The organism is Olsenella sp. An290 (assembly GCF_002159535.1).
In the GTDB taxonomy this organism is placed as follows: Bacteria; Actinomycetota; Coriobacteriia; order Coriobacteriales; family Atopobiaceae; genus Thermophilibacter.
Window position 1 is genome coordinate 78776 of the sequence record NZ_NFIU01000007.1, and the last position, 23946, is coordinate 102721.

Annotated in this window: 25 protein-coding genes and 1 riboswitch; of the genes, 5 read left to right on the plus strand and 20 right to left on the minus strand. The window is 69.8% G+C overall.

What is annotated here, in order from left to right:
- Positions 1 to 41 precede the first annotated feature (41 nt).
- Positions 42 to 213: riboswitch (Lysine riboswitch) on the minus strand.
- A gap of 267 nt (positions 214 to 480) precedes the next feature.
- The gene (locus tag B5F84_RS05750) at positions 481 to 1668 is read left to right on the plus strand and encodes a M20/M25/M40 family metallo-hydrolase (protein ID WP_204205515.1); all 1188 of its coding nucleotides are present in this window, start codon (positions 481 to 483) and stop codon (positions 1666 to 1668) included.
- Positions 1669 to 1772: 104 nt separating this feature from the next.
- The gene (locus tag B5F84_RS05755; protein WP_087321766.1) at positions 1773 to 2444 is read left to right on the plus strand and encodes a C39 family peptidase; all 672 of its coding nucleotides are present in this window, start codon (positions 1773 to 1775) and stop codon (positions 2442 to 2444) included.
- Positions 2445 to 2485: 41 nt separating this feature from the next.
- On the opposite strand, the gene B5F84_RS09780 is transcribed toward B5F84_RS05755, so the two are convergent.
- Together B5F84_RS09780 and B5F84_RS05765 are read right to left on the minus strand one after the other, a co-directional pair.
- Complete coding sequence (locus B5F84_RS09780) at positions 2486 to 3676, minus strand: HAMP domain-containing sensor histidine kinase (RefSeq protein ID WP_343225133.1); 1191 nt, start codon at positions 3674 to 3676, stop codon at positions 2486 to 2488.
- Positions 3666 to 4376: a response regulator transcription factor gene (locus B5F84_RS05765; protein WP_087321767.1), complete on the minus strand. Its 711-nt coding sequence runs from the start codon at positions 4374 to 4376 to the stop codon at positions 3666 to 3668. Before B5F84_RS05765 ends, B5F84_RS09780 begins: the two co-directional genes overlap by 11 nt.
- Before the next feature lie 406 nt (positions 4377 to 4782).
- On the opposite strand from B5F84_RS05765, the gene B5F84_RS05770 reads away from it, so the two are divergent.
- Positions 4783 to 5652 carry a LysR family transcriptional regulator gene (locus B5F84_RS05770; protein WP_158094497.1) on the plus strand — a complete coding sequence of 290 codons (870 nt, stop codon included), beginning with the start codon at positions 4783 to 4785 and terminating at the stop codon, positions 5650 to 5652.
- A gap of 101 nt (positions 5653 to 5753) precedes the next feature.
- Here B5F84_RS05770 and B5F84_RS05775 read toward each other — a convergent pair whose 3' ends face one another.
- The 4 genes from B5F84_RS05775 to B5F84_RS05790 all read right to left on the minus strand — a co-directional run bounded on the left by B5F84_RS05775 (position 5754) and on the right by B5F84_RS05790 (position 8441).
- Complete coding sequence (locus B5F84_RS05775) at positions 5754 to 5969, minus strand: twin-arginine translocase TatA/TatE family subunit (RefSeq protein WP_087321771.1); 216 nt, start codon at positions 5967 to 5969, stop codon at positions 5754 to 5756.
- Between the two features lie 154 nt (positions 5970 to 6123).
- On the minus strand, positions 6124 to 6552 hold the full coding sequence (locus B5F84_RS05780) for an amino acid-binding protein (RefSeq protein ID WP_087321773.1): 429 nt from the start codon (positions 6550 to 6552) through the stop codon (positions 6124 to 6126).
- On the minus strand, positions 6552 to 7862 hold the full coding sequence (locus B5F84_RS05785; protein WP_087321774.1) for a phenylacetate--CoA ligase: 1311 nt from the start codon (positions 7860 to 7862) through the stop codon (positions 6552 to 6554). Before B5F84_RS05785 ends, B5F84_RS05780 begins: the two co-directional genes overlap by 1 nt.
- Positions 7863 to 8030: 168 nt before the next feature.
- Complete coding sequence (locus B5F84_RS05790) at positions 8031 to 8441, minus strand: hypothetical protein (RefSeq protein WP_087321775.1); 411 nt, start codon at positions 8439 to 8441, stop codon at positions 8031 to 8033.
- A gap of 532 nt (positions 8442 to 8973) precedes the next feature.
- Between B5F84_RS05790 and B5F84_RS05795 the strand changes: the two genes are divergently transcribed.
- Together B5F84_RS05795 and B5F84_RS05800 are read left to right on the plus strand one after the other, a co-directional pair.
- Positions 8974 to 10053, plus strand: coding sequence for an ATP-dependent 6-phosphofructokinase (locus B5F84_RS05795; protein ID WP_087321777.1), 1080 nt, complete (start codon positions 8974 to 8976; stop codon positions 10051 to 10053).
- Between the two features lie 156 nt (positions 10054 to 10209).
- The gene (locus B5F84_RS05800; RefSeq protein WP_087321779.1) at positions 10210 to 10608 is read left to right on the plus strand and encodes a hypothetical protein; all 399 of its coding nucleotides are present in this window, start codon (positions 10210 to 10212) and stop codon (positions 10606 to 10608) included.
- Positions 10609 to 10635: 27 nt separating this feature from the next.
- Here B5F84_RS05800 and B5F84_RS05805 read toward each other — a convergent pair whose 3' ends face one another.
- The 14 genes from B5F84_RS05805 to B5F84_RS05865 form a co-directional block, all read right to left on the minus strand.
- Positions 10636 to 10788: an NAD(P)H-dependent oxidoreductase gene (locus B5F84_RS05805; protein ID WP_204205516.1), complete on the minus strand. Its 153-nt coding sequence runs from the start codon at positions 10786 to 10788 to the stop codon at positions 10636 to 10638.
- 548 nt (positions 10789 to 11336) lie between these two features.
- Positions 11337 to 12386: a hypothetical protein gene (locus B5F84_RS05810; protein WP_143786057.1), complete on the minus strand. Its 1050-nt coding sequence runs from the start codon at positions 12384 to 12386 to the stop codon at positions 11337 to 11339.
- Positions 12387 to 12863: 477 nt separating this feature from the next.
- Positions 12864 to 13604, minus strand: coding sequence for a 4Fe-4S binding protein (locus B5F84_RS09785; protein ID WP_343225134.1), 741 nt, complete (start codon positions 13602 to 13604; stop codon positions 12864 to 12866).
- Positions 13605 to 13703: 99 nt separating this feature from the next.
- Positions 13704 to 14843 carry an FAD-dependent oxidoreductase gene (locus tag B5F84_RS05820; protein ID WP_204205517.1) on the minus strand — a complete coding sequence of 380 codons (1140 nt, stop codon included), beginning with the start codon at positions 14841 to 14843 and terminating at the stop codon, positions 13704 to 13706.
- Positions 14780 to 15406 carry a 2Fe-2S iron-sulfur cluster-binding protein gene (locus B5F84_RS09460; RefSeq protein ID WP_143786059.1) on the minus strand — a complete coding sequence of 209 codons (627 nt, stop codon included), beginning with the start codon at positions 15404 to 15406 and terminating at the stop codon, positions 14780 to 14782. Before B5F84_RS09460 ends, B5F84_RS05820 begins: the two co-directional genes overlap by 64 nt.
- Positions 15407 to 15551: 145 nt before the next feature.
- Positions 15552 to 16868: an FAD-binding protein gene (locus B5F84_RS05825; protein ID WP_087321783.1), complete on the minus strand. Its 1317-nt coding sequence runs from the start codon at positions 16866 to 16868 to the stop codon at positions 15552 to 15554.
- 363 nt (positions 16869 to 17231) lie between these two features.
- Positions 17232 to 18089, minus strand: coding sequence for an MBL fold metallo-hydrolase (locus B5F84_RS05830; protein WP_087321785.1), 858 nt, complete (start codon positions 18087 to 18089; stop codon positions 17232 to 17234).
- 69 nt (positions 18090 to 18158) lie between these two features.
- Positions 18159 to 18389 carry a hypothetical protein gene (locus tag B5F84_RS05835; RefSeq protein ID WP_087321786.1) on the minus strand — a complete coding sequence of 77 codons (231 nt, stop codon included), beginning with the start codon at positions 18387 to 18389 and terminating at the stop codon, positions 18159 to 18161.
- On the minus strand, positions 18371 to 18625 hold the full coding sequence (locus B5F84_RS05840; protein ID WP_087321788.1) for a hypothetical protein: 255 nt from the start codon (positions 18623 to 18625) through the stop codon (positions 18371 to 18373). Before B5F84_RS05840 ends, B5F84_RS05835 begins: the two co-directional genes overlap by 19 nt.
- 195 nt (positions 18626 to 18820) lie before the next feature.
- Entirely contained in the window at positions 18821 to 19195 is a 375-nt protein-coding gene (locus B5F84_RS05845) for a 4'-phosphopantetheinyl transferase superfamily protein (protein WP_087321790.1), read from the minus strand.
- A 9-nt stretch (positions 19196 to 19204) separates the two neighbouring features.
- Complete coding sequence (locus B5F84_RS05850) at positions 19205 to 20524, minus strand: M18 family aminopeptidase (RefSeq protein WP_087321793.1); 1320 nt, start codon at positions 20522 to 20524, stop codon at positions 19205 to 19207.
- Positions 20525 to 20584: 60 nt separating this feature from the next.
- Positions 20585 to 21802 carry an ATP-grasp domain-containing protein gene (locus B5F84_RS05855; RefSeq protein WP_087321795.1) on the minus strand — a complete coding sequence of 406 codons (1218 nt, stop codon included), beginning with the start codon at positions 21800 to 21802 and terminating at the stop codon, positions 20585 to 20587.
- A 169-nt stretch (positions 21803 to 21971) separates the two neighbouring features.
- Entirely contained in the window at positions 21972 to 22934 is a 963-nt protein-coding gene (locus B5F84_RS05860; RefSeq protein ID WP_087321797.1) for a DNA polymerase III subunit epsilon, read from the minus strand.
- Between the two features lie 108 nt (positions 22935 to 23042).
- Positions 23043 to 23564, minus strand: coding sequence for a nitroreductase (locus tag B5F84_RS05865; protein WP_087321799.1), 522 nt, complete (start codon positions 23562 to 23564; stop codon positions 23043 to 23045).
- Positions 23565 to 23946: the final 382 nt, after the last annotated feature.

Below are 23946 nucleotides of genomic sequence, written 5' to 3' on the forward strand. Positions count from 1 at the left end.
CCTTCCATCGGGCAGGTGCGCGGCCTCGCGGAACGTCCGCGGAACAGGATAGCGCCCCTGCGAGTTCTTCTCGCAGACAGTCCCGGGGGTCTTTCCCACGGGCCCACCACCGCACCGCGCCCGGCCCGGCAGTTCGGCGGACCTCGCCTCGTCCTGGGATCTCTGCCCGCCGGCTCCCCCGGGACCCTTCGTGTCCGCTCCTCTATCGATGCGAACAGCCTAGCACCCGCCCCCGCGGCCCGCCATCGCGAGAAGAACTTGTGCCCGTTCTGTAACATCCGGGGCAGCCGCGCGCCGGCGAGGCCCGCGCGCCGGCGGGCGCCGCGCCGGACCCCGCGCCCCGCCGGGCCCCGCGCGGCGCCGTCCCGAGGGCAGGTCCTTCTCGCACGGCGCGCGCATCCGGCCCGACCGCCGGAAAGCCGCGCGCCGCCCTGGCACCCTGCGCTACCCTAGGGCAAACGCCAGGGACGGGAGACACGCGTGGACGAGAGAATCAGGCAGATAGCCACGACCTATGCCGACGAGGTCTTCGAGGAGGAGCTCGAGCTCCTGCGGCGCCTCGCGCGCATTCCGGCCCCCTCCGGGCACGAGGACGAGCGCGCCACCTTCATCCGCGACTGGTGGCTCGCCCAGGGGGCGCCCGTGGGGGCCGTCCGGATCGACGACGCCAAGAACGTGATCGTGAGCCTGCCGGCGGCGCGCGAGGAGGATAACGCCACCTGCGCGGTCTTTGCCGCCCACACCGACGTCGTCTTCCCGGACACCGATCCGCTCCCCCTGGCCGAGGACGAGCGGCGCCTCCTGGCCCCGGGTGTCGGGGACGACACGGCCAACCTCGTGGGCCTCATGATGGCGGGCCGCTATCTCATCCGCAACCGGGTCCCCCTTGACCGCCGGCTGCTCATCGTGGCCAACTCGTGCGAGGAGGGCCTCGGCAACCTCGCCGGGACGCGCGAGCTCTTCCGCCAGTACGGCCCGCGCGTGCGCGAGTTCACCTCCTTCGACCTCTACCTGGGCATGCACGTGGTCTCGGCCGTGGGCTCGCACCGCTGGCGCGTCAGGTGCCACACGCAGGGCGGCCACTCCTGGGAGAACTTCGGACGCGACAACGCGATCGAGGCGCTCTGCTCCTTCATCGAGGACCTCTACGCGCTCGAGCTGCCCACCTCCGCCAAGACCACCATCAACGTGGGCCGCTTCGTGGGCGGCACCACCGTGAACTCCATCGCCGAGGAGGCGAGCGTCCTCGTGGAGTACCGCTCCAGCTCGGAGGAGTGCCTGGAGCAGATGTACGGCAAGTTCGTGGTGCTCGTGGAGGAGCACCTCAAGGAGAAGACCCGCATCGACGTGCAGCTCATTGGGCGCCGCCCGGCCTCCGGCGAGCACGTGCCCGCGGGCCAGGCCGAGCTCATCGCCCGCACGGACGAGGTGCTGCGCGAGCTCGGCGGCGTCGAGCCCACGCACCAGGAGTCCTCGACGGACGCCAACATCCCGCTCTCGCAGGGGATCTGCGCGCACACCGTCGGCACCGTGGAGGGCGACCTGCTCCACACGCGCGAGGAGTGGATCGAGAAGGACTCCCTGCGCCGGGGGCTTGCCGTCATCATGGCGCTCGTGCTCGCGCATGCGAGGCCGGGCGCGCAGGACGGGGGGAACGACGACGCCTGACGAAAGCGTCACCCATCGTTAGCCATTCCTTAGCAACCGCTTCATGCGCCGTTAGGGAGCCCGGGCACACACTGGGGCCGTCCGCTTGCCACAAGGGAGGTCCCATGAGAAACGCCGCGTCCCGCACCCTCTTCCGCCGCCGTCGCGACCGGAGGCTTGCCGTCTGCGCCCTCGTCCTGCTCGCCCTGGGCGTCATCGCGCCGATCACCCTGAGGGCCGCCGCGGCGCTGCCCCAGGGGGCCGCGCCCTCGGTGGCCGCCCGCTCGACGCCGCGCGAGGACTGGCGCGCCGGGGAGGTCCCCTACCTCTACCAGACCGATCCCGAGTGGTCCCAAAAGCCCTACGCGGGCGGCACCATCGAGAAGAACGGATGCGGCCCCACGTGCCTCTCGATGGTCTACGTGGCGCTCACCGGCCGCACCGACCTGGGGCCCAAGGAGATGGCCGCCTTCTCGGAGCGCGGCGGCTACACCGTGGACGGCATGACCGCCTGGGCCCTCATGACCGACGGCGCCGCCGAGCTCGGCCTCACGTCAGAGCAGCTGGGCGCGAGCGAGCGGGCCGTGCGCTCGGCCCTTGCCGCCGGCAGCCCCGTGATCTGCAGCGTGGGGCCCGGCGACTTCACCTCGTCCGGGCACTTCATCGTGCTGGCCGGAATCGCCGACGACGGCCAGGTCATCGTGCGCGACCCCAACAGCCAGGAGCGCAGCGAGCGGACCTGGGACCTCGGCCGCGTCCTCGCCCAGTGCGCCAACCTCTGGGCCTTCTCCGCATAGCGGGGCCGGCGGGGCCGGGGCCGGCGCGGTCGGCGGCCCCGTCACGTCTCCGGGAGGTCGACCGTGAACGTGGTCCGGCCCTGCTCGCTCTCGGCGGTGATGGTGCCGCCGTGGAGCTCCACGATCTCGCGGGCGATCGCAAGGCCAAGTCCCGCGCCGCCGGTGCCGCTGCCGCGCGCCTCGTCAAGGCGGTAGAACTTGTCGAAGATCGCGCGAAGCTTGTGCGAGGGGATGGTCGACCCCGTGTCGGCCACCACGATCTTGACCCTTCCCCGCTCGACGCGCGCGGAGACCTCGATGTCCGTCCCCTCCTCGCTGTAGGCGATCGCGTTCTTGATGAGGTTGTTGAGCACGCGCGCCAGGCGGGCCGCATCGGCCATGACCGTGAGGGGCGCGCCCGGCTCCTCGGGCGTGCGCCGCGTCCCCTCCACCTCGACGATGAGCCCGTTTCCGTGCGCGGCGAGCTGGGGGTAGAACTCGTCGGCCATCTGGACGAGCAGAAACGCCAGATCCACGGGCGCCCGCTCGAGCTCGATGTGGCTCAGGTTGTAGCGCGTGATGTCAAAGAACTCGTTGATGAGCGCCTCGAGGCGGCACGCCTTGTCGAGCGTGATGCCCACGTAGCGGCAGCGCTGCTCGGTCGGCATGTCGGGCACCTCGTCGAGCAGGGAGAGGTACCCGATCACCGAGGTGAGCGGCGTCTTGAGGTCGTGGGCGAGGTAGGTGACGAGGTCGTTTCTGCGGGCTGACTCCTCCGCGAGCCGACGGTTCTTCTCGCCCGCGTCCCGCTTGATGTCGGCCGCGGCGACCGCAAGCTCCTCGAAGCCCGAGGGGAAGGCCTCGCCCGCGTCGAGGTCGCGGCCCATGTAGGTGCGCAGGAGCCCCGCCGAGCGCGCGACGGTGGCGCGCTCGGAGCGGCGCGACGCCACGAGCCACACGACGCCGCACAGGACGGCCGCGGCAACGACGCAGCAGACCCCCAGCGCCAGAAAGAACCGCTTGACCCCCTCCACGTCAAAGACGTACTCGGGCCAGATCCCAAACTCCTCCAGGACGTGGTAGTCGAGGACCTGGAGGGAGAACCAGTCCATGAAGCTGCCGTTCCAGGCCTTGTCCACAAACCCGAAGACGGTGCCAAAGGCCAGAAGCGCAACTGGCGTCGCCACCGCCACGCCCACCACGGCGGCGACGATGCGCCCGCGCCCGCCGGCCCATCGTTTGCTAGCGCTCAATCTTGTAGCCACACCCCCACACGGTCCTGATGTACCTTGGGTCCTCAAACGAGTCGCCCATCTTCTCGCGCAGGTGGCGGATATGGACGGTGATCGAGCCCGAGCCCTTCTCGTAGTACGCCTCCCCGAAGGTCTTGAAGTAGAGGTCGCGCGCGGAGACGACGGCGCCCTCCGCCTCGAGAAGGATGCGCAGGAGGGAGAACTCCGTCGGCGTGAGCGCAAGCGGGCGCTCGTTGAGCGTCACGGAGTGGGCGGGAACGTCCATGACAAGCCCGCGGCAGACGAGCGTGGGCCCCGCCTCGGCGCGCTCCCCCGCCGTCCCGTAGCGCTTGTAGCGCCTCAGCTGCGCCTTCACGCGCGCCACGAGCTCGAGCGGCAGGAACGGCTTGGTCACGTAGTCGTCCGCGCCGAGCGCGAGCCCCGAGATCTTGTCCGCCTGCTCGCCGCGCGCCGTGAGCATGATGACCGGGTAGGCATGCCGCTCCCGGATGGCGCGACACAGCGCGAAGCCGTCCGTCCCGGGCAGCATGACGTCCAGGATGGCAAGGTCGGGCGTGGGCGCCGCCTCGTCGCGAACGCGCGCGAGCGCCGCGGCCCCGTCGTAGAGGCGCTCCACGACGAGGCCCTCGTTCTCCAGGTAGAGCGCGACCAGGTCGCAGATCTCCCGCTCGTCGTCGACTACCAGCACTCTCTCTGCCATGCGCCACCTCCCCTGGCAAGGATACCCGCTGACGCGGGCGGGGATGCTTAAGGGTTTGCTAACGCTGGGCGGGCGAGAAGGACCAGGGGCCAGGCGCGGGGGGGCGGCGGGGCCGGCGCCGCGCCAGAGACCAGAGATGGCCCCCAGTGCGCGCCGGGCACCGCGCATTGGGAGCGTTTCCTGTCCGAACGGACAAAAGAATTGACGAGTGCACGCCCCGGGGCGCGCACTGGGGCGCTTTTTTGGCTCGGAACAAAAATCCCGTCGGCTGCACCGCCCCCCAACCCCTGCGCACCCGGCAAAGGCCGACAGAAGCAACGGCGCCAACCGTCACGACCCCCGACGCGCCGCGCCCGGGCGCTCGGCATACAATCTCCCTATGGCAGGATGCGTCCAGGGAGGGTCCTTGAATCTCAAGCAGCTCGAGTACTTCGTGGCCATCGCCGAGGAGGGGCAGATCACCGCGGCGGCGCGAAGGCTCCACATCTCCCAGCCACCCCTCTCCTACGAGCTCGCCCGGCTCGAGCGCGAGCTCGACACCCAGCTCGTGCGCCGCGAGCCGCGCGGGGTCTCGCTCACGGACGCGGGGAGGCTCCTCTACGAGCGCGCCGGCACGATCCTCTCGCTGACCACCGCCACCGCGCGCGAGGTGAGCGGCATCGGGCGCGGCATCACGGGCACCCTCTGCCTCGCCGTCGCCCCGGGGTGCGCGGGGCTCGTCCCGACCGGGCGCCTGCGCGAGCTCGTCGAGCGGCACCCGGACGTCTCCTTCGAGGTGCGCGACGCCGCAACGCCCGCAGCTATAGAGCTCGTCCAGAGCGGCATCGCCGAGGTCGGCGTGGTCCGCACCCCGTTCTCGAGCGCAGGGCTGCGCTGCCGCTACGCCCCCGCCGAGCCGCTCGTCGCCGTGATGCCGCCCGCGCTCGAGACGGGAGGCGAGCTCAGCGTCTCGCTCGCGGAGCTCTCGGGCGCGCCGCTCGTCTGCGACCGACGGCTTGCCGGGACCGTGCGAGGGGCGCTCGGGACGGCGGGCGCCACGGCGCGCGTGCTGTGCGAGACCGAGGACGAGCGCACGACCTGCGCGTGGGCGGCGGCGGGCCTCGGCGTGGGGCTCGTCCCGCGCTCGCTGCTCGCGCTCTGCGACACGGCGGGCTGCTACATCAAGGTTCTTCTCGAGAAGGACCTCGAGAGCCGCGCGGCCGTCATCTGGAAGGCGGGCCGCACGCTCTCCCCCCTGGCCGAGCGCGTCGTGGCGCTGCTCGGCGAGCTGACGTGAGGGGCCCGGCGGCACTGCCCCGGCGCGGGCCCGGGGCACTGCCCCGGCATGAGTTCGCCCCCGGAGGGGAAGGGCTCCGGGGGCGCGGGGCATCGCGTGGGCTACCGGGCGGCGGAATCGTCCTTCTCGGCCGTCTCGACCGCCGCGCTGACCGGGGACGCCTCGGGCTCGGGGGCGTCGTCCCCCATGCCCTCGCGAACGTTCTTCACGGTCTTGCCGAGGGCCGAGCCCAGCTTGGGCAGGTTCTTGGGCCCAAAGATGACCATGACAACGAGCAGTATGACGCCAAGCTCCATCGGACCCATACCAAACAGCATGTTGCGCCTCCCGTGACGTGACTCTGCCCCTCATGGTAGGACCCGGCATGCCCTCCGTAAAATACCAATGCAAAGGGGCTGCCATACAGCGATTGTATGGCAGCCCCGGGGACGCACCGTCGTGACGGCCCGCCCTGTCAGCTCTGTCGCAAGGCTACTCGAGGTCAGACTGGTCGTAGACCTTGAAGCCGGCCGCCTCGATGGCCCAGCGGGCCTCCGCCGCGCCGGCCGGGTCGGCGATCTTGAGCGCCATGATGGCGGTCTCGTCGGCCGTGGAGAAGCAGTAGCCGTACTCGATGTTGAGGTCCAGGTCGTCGAGCTTCTCCAGAAGGTCGGCCGCGGCCCCCGGGCGGTGCGGCACCGCGATGGCCACGACCTTGGTGATGATTGCCCGGTAGCCACCAGACTCGAGCGCGGAGAGGGCCGCGTGGGTGTCTCCGCAGATGATGCGGACCACGCCGTAGTCGGTGGTGTCGGCCACGGAGAGGGCGGCCATGTTGATGCCCGCGTTCCCCAGGCAGCGGCAGAGCGAGGCCAGGCGGCCCTTCTTGTTCTCGAGGAACACCGTAATCTGGTCGATCATTACTTGATCCCCCTTCTCAGGTCGACGATGCGCTTGGCCTTGCCCTCGCTGCGCGCGATGGTCTTGGGCTCCACGAGCCTGACGCGCACGCCCACGGAGAGCGCCGTCTTGAGGCGCGCGGAGATCTCCTGCTGCAGCCGCTCGATCGCGGCCACGGAGTCGAAGTCGAAGTCCGGGTTGACCTCGGCCTTGAGGGTGACGAGGTCGAGCGAGCGCTGGTCGGTGTCGATCTCGATCTGGTACCAGGAGGAGACCTGCGGGAACGTCTTCATGACGTCCTCGATCTGGCTCGGGAAGACGTTGACGCCGCGGATGATGAGCATGTCGTCGGTGCGGCCGTGGATGCGGTCGATGCGCCGGTGCGTGCGGCCGCACGGGCACGTCCCGGGGATGATGCGCGTGATGTCGCGGGTGCGGTAGCGCACGACGGGAGACGCCTCGCGGTCGACCGAGGTGAGCACGAGCTCGCCCCACTCGCCGTCGGGCAGGACCTCTCCGGTGTTGGGGTCGATGATCTCCGCGTAGAAGTGGTCCTCGGCCAGGTGCAGGCCCTGCTGCTCCCAGCACTCGATGGCCACGCCCGGGCCCATGGTCTCGGTGAGGCCGTAGACGTCGAGCACGTGGTAGTTGAGCTTGCGCTCGAGGTCGCGGCGGAAGTTGTCGGAGAAGGGCTCGGCGCCGTGGATGCCCGCGCGCAGGTGGAAGTCGCGCGCCGGGTCGAGGCCCATCTCGATCGCGGTGTCGGCGATGTGCATGGCGTAGCTCGGCGTGCAGCAGATGATCGTGGAGCCCATCTCCTTGAGCACGCGGATCTGGCGCTCGGTGTTGCCCGCGGACATGGGGATCACGGTCGAGTCCATCCAGAGGCCGCCGTAGTGCGCGCCAAGGCCGCCCGTGAAGAGGCCGTAGCCGTAGCAGACGTGCACGATGTCCTTCTCGCTGCCGTTGGCGTAGATGATGCCGCGGGCAAAGCACTCCCCCCAGGTCTCGAGGTCGTGCTCGGTGTAGCCGCCCACCGTGGCCACGCCGGTGGTGCCCGAGGACATGTGGATCTCCTTCACCTTGGAGAGCGGCGTGGCGAACATCTTGTAGGGGTAGTTGTCGCGCAGGTCCTGCTTGGTGACGAAGGGCGCGCGCCGCAGGTCCTCGAGGCTCGAGAGCGCGTAGGGGTCAAAGCCGGCCTCGTCGAAGCTCCGCTTGTAGAACGGGACGTTCTCGTAGCACGCGATCACGGTCTTCTTGATGCCCTCGAGCTGAATCTCTTCAATCTGCTCGTGGGGCGCGTGGAGGATCTCCTGTGTCCTGCTCATGCCTGCCCCTTCCATATCCCTGAAAACACGCGGACGGGGGTGATTCTATTGCGAGAAGAACCACGCCGCCCCGGGCGTTCGCAAACGGAAACGCGCGGGCGGGCGGGCGGCTCGCCCGCGTCGGTCGGCGGTCGCTGGGGGCGGCGGGGCGCCTCCCCCGACCCCGCCTCAGGTCAGGCGCGCGAGGATCGTCTTGGTTGCGACGATGGCCGCCTCGACGCTCTCCTGGGCATCGGAGATGCGCTTCTGCACGTAGAGGTCCACGAACGGGTTGTCCGCGAGAACGTCGAGCGCGGAGGCGACCCCGCCCACGTTCACCCGCAGCGACTCGATCCCCGGGACGTCGCGCAGCTCGCGCGTGAAGGCGTAGAGGTCGGCGCGCGCCCGCTCGAGCGCGTCCCGGGCGTCCCCGAGCCGCGCGTGCTTGAACACGCTCACGAGCGGCCCGCCGAGCACCATGTCAAAGAGCCCCCAGTTGCTCGCGCTGTCAAGGGCGTCGGCCGCCTCGCCGAGGCTCTCGAGCGCTCGTCGCCCGGCCGCCACGGCCTCCCGTGCCTCGCGCCTCTCGTCTGCCGTCATGGGGCCTCCTCGCCGATCGTCCTCCCTTCGCCATGATAGCAGGGGCGCGGGGCGAGAGCGGCGCAACGACTCGGGGGCCCGTCGTCAGCTAGTTCAAAGTTTTTCTCCGGCTCTGGCCGCCTGGCACCCCTGGCGGCACCCTTCGTCCCTGGAAAAGCCGCCCGCGGGGCTTTTGCATCGGTATTGGGTCATGAGTTTGATATTCGGGGCAGCAATTTGTCCTTCTCGCCGCGCCCTTGGGCCACCTCGGCAACGTTTTCGCAGGTCGGCTCCATTCCCCCGGGCGAGAATAACGTGCAGGCGGCCCCGCGCATAAAACTCATGACCCAATATCGTCCGGGTGAGCCGGGCGGCCAGGGCAACCGGACCGCCGGGCAGACCCGAGCGGCCGCCGCGTCCAGCCCCGACAGCCGCCGCGCCGGCCGGTCGCGCACAAGGCCCTGAGAACGATACCGCTCACGGAGAATCGCGCACGCTCGGCCGAATGAGGCGCATACTTTCCCTATCTGTGGACCTGAGGGAAGGAATGCCCATGCTGAGAATCGGACTCCTCACAAGCGGCGGCGACTGCCAGGCGCTCAACGCCACCATGCGCGGCATCGTCAAGACGCTCTACCGCCAGGCGGGCGAGCCCGTTGAGGTCTATGGCTTTGAGGACGGCTACCAGGGCCTCATCTACGAGCGCTACCGCATGATGGACAACCGCGACTTCTCGGGCCTGCTCACCCGCGGCGGCACCGTGCTCGGCACGAGCCGCACGCCCTTCAAGCTGCTCGACACGCCTGAGGCCGACGGCGTGAACAAGGTCGAGGCGATGAAGGGGACCTACCGCAAGCTCAAGCTCGACTGCCTGTTCATGCTCGGCGGCAACGGCTCCACCAAGACGGCCAACCGCCTCTCCGAGGAGGGCCTGAACGTCATCGCGCTGCCCAAGACGATCGACAACGACACCTGGGGCACCGACATGACGTTTGGCTTTGCGAGCTCGGTCGAGGTGGCCACCCGCTGCATCGACGAGATCCACACCACCGCGAGCTCCCACGGCCGCGTCTTCGTCATTGAGATCATGGGCCACAAGGTCGGGTGGATCCCGCTCTACGCGGGCGTGGCCGGCGGCGCCGACGTCATCCTCATCCCGGAGATCCCCTACGACATCGAGAACGTCATCCGCGTCATCGAGGAGCGCGACAAGCACGGCGCGCGCTTCACGATCATCGTGGTAGCCGAGGGAGCCATCTCCAAGGACGAGGCCGCGCTCTCCAAGAAGGAGTACAAGAAGCTCGTGGCCGCGCGCACCACGCCCTCGATCGCCTATGACATCGCCGCGGAGATCGACAAGCGCACCGGCCGCGAGATCCGCATCGCCGTGCCCGGCCACACCCAGCGCGGCGGCACCCCTGACGCGCAGGACCGCATCTTCGCCACGCAGTGCGGCGTCGAGGCGGCGCTCGCCTGCCTCAAGGGCAAGTTCGGCGTCATGATCGCGCAGGTCAACGGCAAGATGTGCCGCGTGCCGCTCGCCGACGTGGCCGGCAAGCTCAAGTACGTCGACCCCAAGAGCGACCTCGTCAAGGAGGCCAAGGCCATGGGGATCAGCTTCGGCGACGAGTAGCCCCGGGCGGTACTTCTCGGGCGGTGCTTCTTAGCCTGTGCTTCTCGCACAAACAAACCGCTGGGTGCGGGGCCTCTTTTGAGACCCCGCACCTTTTTGTGAGACACGGCGAGAAGTACGCTCCTTCTCGGCAGGGCTACCAAGAAGGAGCGCGTCATGTGCGAGTGGAACCGCAGCGTCATCATCCAGGACCTCGTCCTGGCCATCGTCATCAACACGAGCGCCACGATCATCGACGGCGCGCCGTTTGACCACACGTGGTACACCTTCACCTGCGTGGCGCTGGCGGCCAACGTGATCGCCCAGCTCCTGCTGCCCACCGGCGCCGTGGCCCGCGCGCTCACCGGCTGGGCGGGTGACGCCCCCTGGCGCGTCTACGTGCAGATCTTCATCGAGAACCTCATCTTCGTGACGATCATCTCGCTCACGGAGGCCTTCGTGCACACCGGCGGGCCCGGACTCGTGGCGGCGTGGCTCAACAGCTACGTCTGGCTGGTCGGCATCGGCTACGTGACGAGCGTGGCACTCTTCCACGCGCTCCGGCCGCGCGCCTAGCGGCGGGCTCTTCTCGGCGGCGGGCTCTTAGCCGGTGCACGGCAGGATGTTGTAGTCAAAGAGGTTGATGAGCTCGACCTCACCGCCCGCCTCCCGCACGGCGCAGAGCGCCTCCTTGGCGAGCGCCTCGCCGTTGCCGCCGTGCCTGCCTGCGCAGATTGCCATGACCTTGAAAGACATGTGCGCTCCTCTCGTCGAGCGTCCGGCGCGGACCCGTTTCCGCGCATGCTGGGGGAGATGCTACGGCGTGTGAGAGGGGCGTTCACCGTGTGCACGAACGACGCTGGCGGCGCTACGGTCGGATGCGCTGTGCGTCCGGACGAAGGAAAACCCGCCCCCCTGGCATGGCAAGCAAGGGGGCGGGTCCCGATGGCTATGAGTATGGCAGGGGGGGCGGCGCCGGCGGCATGTTCCGGGAACCAGAGCTTGGCGGGCGCGCGGGGCAGTGCTTTGTGCACGGGCACCAAAGGCCGTGCCCCTTGCGCCGAATTCCCCGGATATGTGCGCCAACGGTGCCGGAATACGCCGATATGTGCGTCACGCCGCGCACACATCCACCAAATTCGGCGGCGCAAACGCACACATCCCCCGAATTTGGCGCAGGGGCTGACGCAGGGGGTCGGCGCAGGGGCGCGGCGCGCGCAGGGGGTTGGCGCGGGGATACGGCGCGAAGGCGCGACCCAGCAGGCGCCGGCAGGCGCGGACGCGGCGGACGCGTAACCGGGTCGCTACGCGCGCTCGGCCGTGAAGCCGCTCCAGTGAACGCCGTCGATCCGCTCGAGCTCCGCCCACAGCGCCGCGCGGGCCGCACGCTCCCGTGCCGCGCGCTCCGTCGAGAGCTTGCGCGGGGGCAGCCCCAGGTCGCGGCGAACCTTGGCCATGAGGTCGTCCATGCAGTCGAGGTCGTCGTAGTTGGACTTCCAGAAGACGTAGTCCTTGAAGCCGTCGGCAAGCAGCTCGTTGGCGCGGTCGGTGTCGCGCTTGACCTGCAGCGGGTCGCGGCTGTGCCACGCCCCGTGGTAGTCAAAGGCAACCCCGCGGAAGGGCATGACGGCCCCGGGCTCGCCCGCGGGGGCGAGCAGCAGCAGGTCGGGCTTGCGCACGCGCAGCTCGCGAACCCCGGCGGAGATGCGCTCGAGCTCAACGGGGTCGTTGAGCGCAATCTCCCCCAGGCGGTAGCCACCGGACGCAAAGCGGCTCGTCGCGCGGATGTAGAGCTTCCCCTCCATGGGGGACGCGGCGCCGACGGGCGCGGACGGCAGCGCGGCGCGGACGATCGCCGTCCCGCGGGCGGGGCCCAGCGCGTCGAGGAACGCCATCAGGGCGCCCGGGGTCAGCAACGGGCGGAAACGCCCCACCACGCCCGTCTCCCCGCCCGGGTCCACCGCATAGGAGCCGAGGAGCTCGCAGAGCAGCATGAGCAGCTCGTGGTCCGTGAGGAACGGGGCCATCTGCACGACGAGAAGCGCCGGGGAGGCGCAGCGCACCCCAGGCGCGAGGCGCAGGAGCGAGCCCGGCGGCAGCGTGCCCTGGAAGACGTGCGGGCGGACGAGCGAGAAGCGGTGACGGCAGGCAGGGTCGCCCACGAGGACGTGAAAGGGCGCCTCGACGCCCGCCAGCTGCGAAACGCTGGCGACCGCGCACTCGAGGTCGGATGCGTCCGGCATGGCGTCGGGCAGCTCCGTCGGGCAGAATTCTGCCGTAGCGAGGTGTTTTGGGAAGTAGGGGCGCCTCATCACCTCGAGCGCCGTGGTATGTGAGAGCACCAGATCCGCCATAGGAAAACGGTAGCGCGAGCGAGCGCGGCGCAAGCGGGATTCCAAGAAAGCCGCGCCCGAGCCTGACGGCAATCTGGCACCAATCTGACCGCACAATTATAGCGCCGCAGGTAGAAGGTGGTATCAGGCAGGGCTGAAAGGCTCCCGCGACCGATTTTGCGCAACCGTCGGTCGGTTCTTCTCGCCCGCTGGGCGGGATCAGGCGAGAAGGACTAACGCTTGGTGACGATGCGGCACAAACGTGTTCGGCGCGCCGGATTTGGCGGATGTGTGCGTTTGCGGTGCCGGATTTGGCGGATGTGTGCGTGACGCGACGCACACATCCCGGGAATTTGGCGGCGTTCGCGCACACATCCGCTGATTCCGGCGCAGCGGGGGGAGCGACAGAAGCGCGAGCGACGCGGCGGCGAGGAGAACAGGGCCGCCCCCCGGCTGTGAAAGGGGCGGCCCCGAGAGAGGAACGCGCGGCGAGAAGAACTAGCGCCTGCGGATCGGAATCGGGCGCGGCGGGGCGCGCGGCTTGTCGGCGCCGGCCATGATGATGGCCTCCTCGTCGCACGCGCTCACGCACCTGCCGCACTGCGTGCACGCCTTCTGGTCGATCACGTGGATGAAGCGCGGCTTGCCGAGGATGGCCTCGTCCTCGCACGCGTCCACGCACGCGCCGCAGCCCACGCACTTGGTGGGCAGGATGTGGTAGGTCATGTACGCCCTGCACTCCCCCGCCGGGCAGACCTTCTTGGTGAAGTGCTGCTCGATCTCCGACCCAAAGGCGTCGAGCGCGGAGAGCACGGTGCGCGCCATCACGCGGCCCATCTCGCAGAGGCTCTGGGTCTCCATGACCGGGCAGAGGTCGCGCAGGAGCGCCACGTCGGACGCCCTGCCCTTCTTGCGGCAGATGTCGGCCACGATCGTGGCGCTCCTGCCCGCCCTCGTGCCCAAAGACGCAGCGCCCGCAGGTCTCGCGGCGGAAGCGCTGGCACACCTCGTCGAGCGCGGCGGCCATGCAGTTGCCGGCGCCGTACACGCGCACGTAGTCGCTCCCCAGCTCCACGGCGGCGTCCGCGCCCTCGAACCAGGCCCAGCGCCGGCCCTCGCCGCCCAGGAGCTCGGAGCCCTGAACGAGCCGCAGGTCGGGCGTGGTGCCGGTGACCTCCGAGGGAAGGGGCTTCTCGCCTGCCAGCACGCAGGCGCAGGCGGTGTCGTTGGCGTAAACAAAGCCGAGGGAAGCGTCGGCCTTCAGGAGGTGAAGGGAGACGGGCGCGGCCGCGTAGGTCGGCATGAAGCTCACAATCGTCGTCATTTCTCGCTCCCTTCCTAGTACTCGTTCCACAGGCGCGGCGCGTGCAGCGTGAGGCGCAGGTCGCACTGCAGGCAGCGCGACGCCTCGCAACGGGCCTCGTCCTCGGTGTAGGGGCACTCGAACGTGTCGAAGCTGTGCGCGCGCTCCTCGGCCGGGGCGATCCTGGGCTCCACGCGCCCGTCGTAGAAGCCCGCGGGGACCTTGCCGATGCGCTGGCTCGGCGCGTCGGGGTCCAGCAGCTCGGCGGTGATGTCGCCGTCGCCGCCCAGGTAGCGGTCGATAGAGCTCGCGGCCTCGCGGCCCTGCTCGATCGCCGCGATCACGGACTTGGTGCCCGTGACGCAGTCGCCGGCGGCCCAGACGCCCTCGGCGCTCGTGGCCAGGTCGTCGCCCACCGCGACGTAGGGGCCGTGGGTGAGCTCGAGGCCCATCTCGGCAGTGCCCTCCGGCCTCTGGCCCACGGCAAAAATCACGTGGTCGGCCGGGAGGGTGAGCTCGCCGCCCTCGACGAGCTCGGTCACCGCGCGGTGGTTCTCGTCAAAGGAGAAGCGCTCGATCTTGTGGATCGTGACCGAGCCCACGTGCCCGCTGCCCGGCTCCACCTCGTTGATCGAGGTGAAGGCGTAGGCGTCGTGGAGCTCCACGCCCTCCTCGGCGCCCTCGGCGCGCTCCTCGGGGGTGGAGGTCATCTTGTCCAGGGACTCCAGGCACGCCACGTCGACCTTCTCGGCGCCCAGGCGCACGGCGGTGCGGGCGCAGTCGTAGGCCACGTTGCCGCCGCCGAGCACGACCACGCGGCCGCTGACGTCGAGCGGCGCGCCCGTGCGGGCGGCCTTGAGGAAGTCGGTGTTGACGTAGACGCCCGCGAGGTCCGCGCCCTCCATCGGCAGGCGCGTGCCCACGTGGGTGCCCACGGCCACGAGCACCGCGTCGAAGCCCTCGCCGAGAAGGGCGCGGGACTCGGCGTCCGTGCCCCGCGCGATCTCGCAGATCGTGGCGACCTCGTGGTCGACGGTGGCGTCGGGCAGGCGGTAGGCCGGGATGCCGTAGCGCAGCTGGCCGCCGACCTTCTCGTTTGCCTCGAAGACCGTCACCAGGTGGCCCTTCTCGGCCAGGAACAGGGCCGCGGTGAGGCCGGCGGGGCCGGCGCCCACGATAGCGACCCGCTTGCCCGTGAGCGGCTCGTGGCGCACGCGGCCGTGGCGGCCTCCCACTCGCCGTCGCGCACGTGGCGCAGGTAGCGCGGGATGTCGATGCGCGCGGGGCAGCCAGAGCGGCAGGGCACGACGTTCTCCTCGCGGGAGCGGTCGTCGTGCACGCGGGAGAGCACGTCGATGATCGAGCCCGTGGGGCAGACCTCGATGCAGGCCCCGCAGAAGCGGCAGCCCGCCTCCTCGAGCGAGACCGAGCCGTCGGTGCCGATGCGGATGCCCCGCTCGGTGTGCTGGTAGTCGAGCACGCCCACGCCGCGCAGCTCGCGGCAGGCGCGCTCGCCGTTGACACTCACCTGCATGCCGTCACGGACCGGCGTCTTGCAGGCGCACACGGGCTCCTCGCCGCCGTCGACCTCGACCATGCACAGGCGGCACCCGCCCACGGCCTCGAGGTCGGGGTGCTTGCACAGGTGAGGGATGAAGATGCCGGCGTCGAGCGCGGCGTCGAGGACCGACTGGCCCTCCCGCGCCTCGACCTCCCGGCCGTTGATCGTGAGCTTCACTTGGCCCCCTCTTCAGAAGAAAGCGCCGCGCCGAGAAGAACGCGCGCCCCGCGGATCGATGCCGGTCCGCAGGCCGGCGTTCTTCTCGCCTCCCCACGACGCCGCGCACGGGGCCCTCCCGGACCCCGCGCGCATGACACGTGGCTTAGTACTCGAACAGCTTGGCTGCGGCGTTCTCGCCGGCGATGCGCCCGGAGTTGAGGCAGAAGCCCATGGTGTTGCCCGGGATGCAGTAGTTGTAGGAGTCGCCGTAGATGGTGCAGGCGTCGGTGCCCACGCAGTAGAGGCCGGGGATGACCTGGTAGTCGTCGGTCATGACCTCCATGTTGTGGTTGATCAGCACGCCGCCCAGGGTGCCGTAGGCGCCGATGTACTGCTTGCAGCAGTAGAACGGGCCCTTCTCGAGCGGCTGCATGAACTCGCGCTCCTTCTCGAAGATCTCGTCCCAGCCGTTGGTGCACATCTCGTTGTACTCCTCGACGTTGGCGATGAGGCCCTCCACGTCGATGCCGGCCTTCTCGGCGAGCTCCTCGAGGGTGTCGGCCTGGCAGATGGGCTCGTAGCCGTCGGCGAGGTCGCGCTCCCACTGCTCGTCGAAGCCCTCGTAGAGGTCGTGCAGGTGCACGTGGGAGACGATGTCCGGGCCGTCCTTCTTCCAGTGCCTGAGCATCTTGGCGTCAAAGATTGCGTAGGCCACCTTGCCGGACAGGTGGTTGATCGCGTTGCCCACGAAGGTGGTGTTGAAGATCTCGTCCTCGGGCATGAAGCGCTCGCCCATGCGGTTGCACCAGTAGCAGGGCTGGCGGAAGGCGCCCTCCACGTAGAAGTGGTTCATGTTGTCCGGGATCTGGTACATCATCTCCATGGTGACCGGGGTGTGGCCGGCGCCCACGGCGTGGCACATGTTGAGGCCGTCGCCGTCCATGCCCGGGATGGCAAAGGAGAAGAGGTTCTTGCCCCACTCGAAGCCCATGGTGTCCTTGATCATCTGGGCATTGTGGCCAAAGCCGCCGGTGGCCACGATGACGGAGGAGCAGGAGATCTCGTACTCCTCGCCGTCCTTGTCGCGCGCGGTGACGCCCACCACGGCGCCCTCGTCGTTGGTGATGAGACCGGTGCCCGGGCACTCGAGCATGAACTCGACGCCCAGCTCCTGCGCGTGCTCGGTCATGCGCTTGGTCATCGTGGTGGCCGCGCGCGGGCCGGGCTCGGAGCCGTCCTCGGGCTGCACGACGTGCCAGGTGTACTCGCCGTCGGCGTAGGCGCGGGTGCGCTCGCGGGCGCGGAAGGCCGGGCGCACGCTGTTGAACTCGACACCCATGTCCATGTTGGCGGCGCCGCCCGTGTTGGACGCCTTCTCCAGGGTGATGACCCGCGCCCCGCTCTCCGCGGCGGCCACGGACGCGGCAAGGCCGGAAAGGCCGGCCGCAACAACGACGACGTCGGTCTCAAGCTGCTTCATGCGAATCCTCCTTGAGTCGCTTCACCTGCGCTTGCATGCCTTCTGGTACGGCTATCACCTTCGCACGCCGCCCCGGCACGGACCATGTGCGCGCACCACAGTTCGCGGGGGCATTCGGCGGCGGGCTTTGTGCTCGCGAGCCATGCGCCGGGCGCACGGTTCTTCTCGGCACCTCGGCCGTGCGGGCGCCGCGCCATATTCCCGGGATGTGTGCGTTTTCGCCGCCGAAAAAGCCGCATATGTGCGCCGGCCAACGCACATATGCGGCAAATCCGGCACCGCTCGCGCACACATCCGCCGAATCCGGCGCACGGCCGGGCGCGGATGGGCGCGGCGGCGCGGGCGGGAGGGGCGGCGCGCAGGTCAGGCGCGGCGGCGCGGGCGAGAAGAACGTCGCGGCAGCAGCGCCGGCAGGCCCCGCGTGATCACCGCGCGGAACTCCGGGCTGTCGGCGTCGACGGTGCCGCACGGGCAGAGGTGGCAGGTGCCCTCCCAGTCCGCGACGGCGGCGTGATGCCACGCAAGCCCGCGGTCCTTCTCGGCAAAGTCCGCCGCCGCCACAAAGCTCGGCAGGTCCGCCTTGGTGAAGGCGTGTCGGTGGTGCCCGGTGTAGAAGCGCTCGAAGGGCAGGCCCCCCATCTTGGCCAGCGTCGCGCGCCACGCGGCCACGGGCAGGGACTCCTCGAAGCACAGGCACATGATCGGCGTCACCGCGTCGCCAGAGAGAAGGACGCCCAGCTCGGGACAGAGATACCCGACGGAGCCCACGGTGTGCCCCGGCAGCGCCACGCAGACGAGACGCCGGCCCCCGAGGTCGAGCCCGTCCCCCTCGGCCACGTGCGTCACCCGGGGGCGCGCGCCCTCGTCAAACGCCCAGGGCGCCGCGGCGAGAAGTACGTTGCCCCCCGCGCCGTCGGCTCGGTGCTCGGCCGCGTGGCGCTCGGCCTCCTCCCAGTGGCCGTCCTCCTCGGCGCTCATCATGACCTCGTCGAAGCGGTACGCGCCGCCCACGTGGTCCGGGTGGCGGTGCGTGAGGGCAACGCTCACCGGCAGGCCGGGCGCCAGGGACTCGGCGGCGGCGCGCACGTCGCCAATGCCGAGCATGGCGTCCACGAGCACGGCGCGCCGGGAGCCAACGACCAGGTGCGCCATGAAGCCCATGGGGTCAACGAGGCGCCAGAGGCCGTCCTCGACCCTCTCGGCGGCTATGAGGTCGGACATGGTCGCTCCCCTCACGAAACGGCCCGCCCGCGGGGTGCGGACGGGCCGGGCAGGACGCGCGACGCCTGGCTAGCGGCCCTGCGGCTCGGGATCGTTCATGAGCCTTCGGGCGATGCCCTCCGCGGGGCGGGCCCACGCGAGGGACACCACGTAGCCCACGACCCGGCACGGGAGGAAGCTGCCAAAGAGCGCGACGGGGAACATCTGGATGGGCATGCCCTGCATGACGATGGCGTTGAGATAGGTGAGGACGAGGGCGTTGATGACCACGTAGACCGAGTTCACCACGATGTTGAGCACCAGGCCAAAGGCGAGCCCCACCGCTCGGCCGGGATGAACCAGCCGATGAAGAACGAGATGAGGTACGCAAGCCCGGTGTTGAGCGCGAACGAGGAGAGAAACGCCGGCATGAACGCCTCCTCGGGCACGTCCGCCGAGCTGATGCCGATGTAGTTCGCCACGAGCGAGATGCAGACGGCGATGGGGATGTTGGTGAGCAGGACCTTGACGAGCTTGGTGGAGTTCTTCATGGGCATGGCATTCACCTTTCGGAGTCGGAAGCCTCCCGGCGCGGCGCCGGGCCCCGGGCACCGCGCCCGGGCCTGTAACCCTTCATGAAGATGGTATGGAGACTCCGTCCCGGGAAACATGGATGGCCGCCCAAAGAAGGGGGCATGCGGGGCGCTCGGTTGTGCGACGGCACAACGGGCGGCGGACGGCGCCGCGCCCGGTCACTGGGCGAGCAAGACCGCCGTCGCCACGCCCCGCTCGTTGGTGATCGAGACCAGAAGCTCGGTGACGCCCGCCTCCTCGAGCACCGGGGCGAGGGCCCCCGCGAGCGTCACGTGCGGGCAGCCGTCGGCGTCCTCGAGGGTCTCGACGCGACGCAGGTCAAAGCCGGCGGCGGTGAGCCGGGCCAGCGCCTTGAACGCCGCCTCCTTGGCGGCGAACTTCCCCGCCAGGCACGCGGCCGGGTCGTGGCGCTCGCGGGCCTGGGCGCGCTCCGCCTCCGTGAACGTGTGCGTGACGAACGCACCGCGCGCGTCCGCGCAGAGCCGCCTCATCTCCTCGATGTCCACCGAGTCTATGCCGATGCCCCTGACCATACGGGCAGTCTAGCCAATCTCCACCGCGTCCGCGCCGTCGATGTGAAGATTGGCCCCATAGAACGCCGTGAGCGCGGCCACGCCGAGCTCCACGTCGCGCGCGCCGGCCGTCTCAAAGACCGAGTGCATGGCCAGCTGCGGGAGCCCCACGTCCACGGCGTGGACGCTCACCTGCGCGTTGGAGAGGTTGCCGAGCGTCGAGCCGCCCGCCACGTCCGAGCGGTTGGCAAAGCTCTGGTAGGGCACGCCCGCGCGGTCGAGCAGCGCCACGAGCACCGCCCGGCTGAAGGCGTCCGTGCAGTAGTGCTGGTTGGCGGCCTCCTTGATGACCAGGCCGCGGTTGAGGTAGCAGCGGTTGGCCTCGTCCATCTTCTCCGGGTGCGAGGGATGGACGGCGTGCGCGTTGTCGCAGCTCACAAGCATCGAGCCCGCGAGCGCGCGGCAATAGTCCTCCTCCGTGCGCCCCAGGGCCGCGTTGGCGCGCCGCAGCGTGTCGGCAAGGAGCGTGGAGAGGGCGCCCTGCTTGGTCCCCGAGCCCACCTCCTCGTTGTCAAAGCACGCGTACACGCTCACGTCGTGCGGGTTGTCCGTGGCCAGGAACGCCTCGAGCGCCACGTAGGCGCACTGGAGGTCGTCGAGGCGCCCGCCGGAGACGAACTCCCGGGCGCGGCCCCACACGCGCGGCTCCTCATGCGCCACGAGGAAGAGGTCGCGGGCAAGGACGTCGGCCGGCGCGCACCCGGCCGCCTCGGCCACCATCTCGTCGAAGGCGCCCCGGGAGAGCTCGCCTGCCGAGAAGAGCGGGCAGAGGTCGCGCGCCCGGTTGAGCCGGGGCTCGAGGCCGCTTCCCCGCTCCAGGTGGACGGCCACGCTCGGGATGAGGCAGACGTCGTCGGCCACGCTCACCAGACGGCTCTCCACGCGCGCGCCGTCGCGCACGAGGACGCGGCCGGCCACGCCGAGCGGCCGGTCGAGCCAGGTGTGGTCGATCATCCCGCCGTAGGCCTCCACGTCAAGGCGCAGGCTCTCGCCCGGGCCCTCGAGCTCGGGCACCGCCTTGACCTTGTAGGTCGGCGAGTCGCCGTGGGCGGCCGCAAGCTGGAAGTGGTAGCTGTCGAGCGTGGCGCCCACCTTGAGGGCAACGACGCTCGAGTTGTTGCGCACGGTGTAGTAGCGCCCGCCCGGCTCCATCCGCCAGGCCTCGCCCTCGGGCAGATAGGTGAAGCCCGCCGCGTCGAGGCGCGCGCGGATCGCGGCGGCGGTGTGGAACATGCTGGGGCAGGCCCGCAGAAAGTCGACGAGGCCCGACACGAGGTTCTTTTCGCTCATGAGACTCCTCAGGTTGGCTTTATGAGACTGAAAGCGCCCGTCCGAGGACGGGCGCCGAGGCTAGCGGTAGTTGACGTCGAAGTCCCGACGGTACCCCAGGTAGGTGTGGAGCATGCGCAGGGTTCGGTTGAGGCCGTCGTCCCCCCGCATGAAGACGGGGTTCACGCGCCGGCCGGCCTCCCAGAGCTCGAGCGCCTGGGAGCGGTTGGCGGGGTCCTTCACGTGCTTCTTGATCACGCTCTTGGGCACGACCGACCAGAGGTGGGGCTCGGTGGGCGTCTCAAGGGTGAGCTCGCGGCCAAAGACCCAGTCCTCGACGACGTACTTGGCCACGTTGAGGCCAGACCCCGTGACGTAGAAGTTGCTGCGGCCCTGGCGCGTGTTGAAGTCGAGGAACTTGAACTGTCCGTCGCGCTGGTCAAACTTCACGTCGAAGTTGGCAAAGCCCTGGTAGCCAAGGTCCTCGAGCAGGTCCTTGATGCCGGCGAGCGGGCCCAGCTCCGGCTCGGTCACGATGACGGCGTGGTTGCCGCCGGCGTGCGGGGAGTGCTCCTCGAGCAGCACGTGGCCAAGGCACATCATCTTGACCTTGCCCGCACGGTCGGAGTAGGTGGTGAGCACGCGCATGAACTCGTCGTTGCCGGGAATCTTGTCCTGGATGATGAGGTCGTCGCCGTAGCCGGACGCGTAGATCTCCCCAATCACGTGCACGAGCTCGTCGCGCGACTCGATGACGTAGACCTTGTGCTGCGTCTCGAAGGGGTGCGCCCAGTAGTCGATGCCGTCGGAGGGCTTCAAGATCACCGGGAACGGAAAGTCGAGCTCAAAGTCCGTGGGCGCGCCCTTCTGGTAGACGAAGGTCCCGGGACGCGCGAGGCCGTGCTTGTCGCAGAAACGGTAGAACTGCTCCTTGCGCTGGAAGGTGTCCATGAGCGAGAAGTCCACGTACGGCGCGATGACGTTGGCCGGGAGCTCGCCCTTGAGGCGCGCGAGCATGGCCACGTAGTTGTCGCCGCAGCCCATGACCACGATCTTCTTGGCCGGGCGGGCGCCCGCGAAGGCGCGGATGGTGGCGAGGAAGGTCTCGTCCTCGTCGATCTGGGGGTTGGGCGTGTAGGCGCAGAGCTTGCTCCTGAAGCTCGGGCCGGTCTGGTACTTGCCGAAGACGTGCGTGCGCACCTGGTACTGCTCGTAGAAGGCGCGGGCGACGCTGTAGGAGTTGATGTCGCCGCCGAGCACCACCGGGACGAACTCACGGTCAACGAAAGAAAACGCCATCGAGGGGTCTCCCTTGCGGTTGGGTACAGAAGAGCCAAGCGTGGCATGATACCCGCCCCTGATGGAGAGCACGTGGACGCCCTCGCCCGCGCGGGCGAGAAGGACGATGGCGCGGGCAGTTCTTGTTGCCGGGCGTGACGCGGGGCGGCTCTTCTTGCGGGGCGGCTCGCTACAGCATGTTGCGGGCCGTGAACTCGGCCTGGACCGTGGCGAGCATGAGCTCCACGTCGTCGAGGCCGAGGTGGCGCTCGGACTCCCCCGCCTTGAGCGTGCCGCGGCGGCGCGCCCAGCTCTCGAGCGAGGCCGGCCGCTGCTCGTGCGGCAGGATGCGCGTCTCGGGGTCCACGCGGCGGCAGATGTCGCGCGAGTCGATGACCACCACGCGCCCGGCCTTGCGCGCCTCGGCGTAGCCGTCGATGTGCAGCATGAACCAGGAGTCCTCGAAGGCGGCGTTGTGCGCCATGAACGGGTAGGCGGTGAGCGCCGCGAGGATTGCCTGCTGGGCCCGGGCGTCCTCGCGGAAGGGGGTCTTGCCCTCAAGGTCGGACCACGAGATCTTGTGGATGTCCGCGAGCGGCACGCCCTTCTCGGCATACATCTGGGGCAGGCCGAAGTAGCCGGCAAAGGGGTCGTGCGGCTTGGCCTTGGGGCCGATCGTCATGAACTCCAGGCCCACGTTGATGATGTAGCCGCGCGCGGGGTCGCGGTCGGTGGTCTCGATGTCGATCCCCACCACCATGCCCGAGACCGGCGCGTCCACCCAGGCCACGTTGAGGTCGCGCGCGTCCGGGCCGGAAAGCGCCGCCACCTGCGCGTCCGTGCGGTGCTGGAGCACGGCGACCGCGTGGATGAGGTCTGCCGGCGAGAGGCCGCGCGCAAGGCTCGAGGGGCTCACGTCGCGGAGCTTCTCGATGCCAAAGCGATCGCATACGTCGCGGTTTCTGTCCGCGAGCGAGCGCACGAGGTCGTAGGGAAACGGCTCGCGGCCGGCGGGCGCCTCCGCCCAGGCGGCGCGCAGCACCCCGAGCGCCTCCTCGTTCTTGGCGCGCTCCGCAGAGAGCGACGCGTCGTCGGTGAGAAAGCCCGGAAAAACGAAGGCGTTCGCACACTCGATGGCCTGGCTCAGATCCACTGCTCCCCGCTCTCACTCGCGCGCCCACGACCGGGCGCCGTATCGAAAAGGGCCGCCGGGCATGCCCGACGACCCACTAGGCTAGCACGACGACGCGGGCGCGAGGGGCTACTCGGCGCGGAACACGCGACCCTCACGGCGCGGCTTGGGCTCGGGGGCCTCGGCCGCGTAGCCGAGGATGCAGTGGCCGATGCCCTCGTAGTCCCCCTCGACGCCCAGCTCGGCGAGGATCTCCTTGCCCTCCGGCGTGTCGAACTCCTCGCGGGCGCGGTGGATCCAGCAGCTTCCCAGGCCGAGCGCGTGCGCCGCGAGCATGAGGTTTCCCATCACGAGGCTCCCGTCGTAGACGCGGTTGGGCTCGTCGCGCGGCGCAAGCACCACGAGCACGACCGGCGCCCCGTAGAACGGGTCGGTCCCGGGGCGGCCCATCACCGCGGCGTTCATGGCCGAGAGCCGGTCGCGCAGCGCGCGGTTCGTGACGGCCACCACGATGGGGCCCTGGCGGTTCATGCCGCTTGCGGCCCAAAGGCCAGCGTCGATGACCTGGTCGATGAGCTCGCGCGGGGGCACCTCCCCCGTGTAGGCGCGGATGCTCCGGCGCTCCCTCATGGCGTCGATCACGGTGCTCATGACGGCCTCCTCACGTTTGTTCGCGGTCTCTGGGGACCTTATACCCCAAACCGCCGAGGCGCCGAGCGCGCCCGCGGGCCGCAGGCCGCGCGGGACCCGCGCCGGCGGGGTTCTTCTCGCCCGGCGCCGGTGGGACCAGGGCGGAATAGCATACATATCACGTCCCCAACCTGAAAAAACGGGGCCTTTTCGACAAAACTTGTATGCTATTTCGCCGCGCACGACCGGCGCCGGACGCAACCCGCCAGGAATCGCGCCGAGTGCGCGGCCACCGGACGCCCTGGGCGCGCACTCGGCGCGCTTTCTGTCCGTCCGGACACAGGATTTGTCCACTGCGCGCTTCGCGGCGCGCACTCGGCGCGATTCCCGCCCCCCCGCGCCC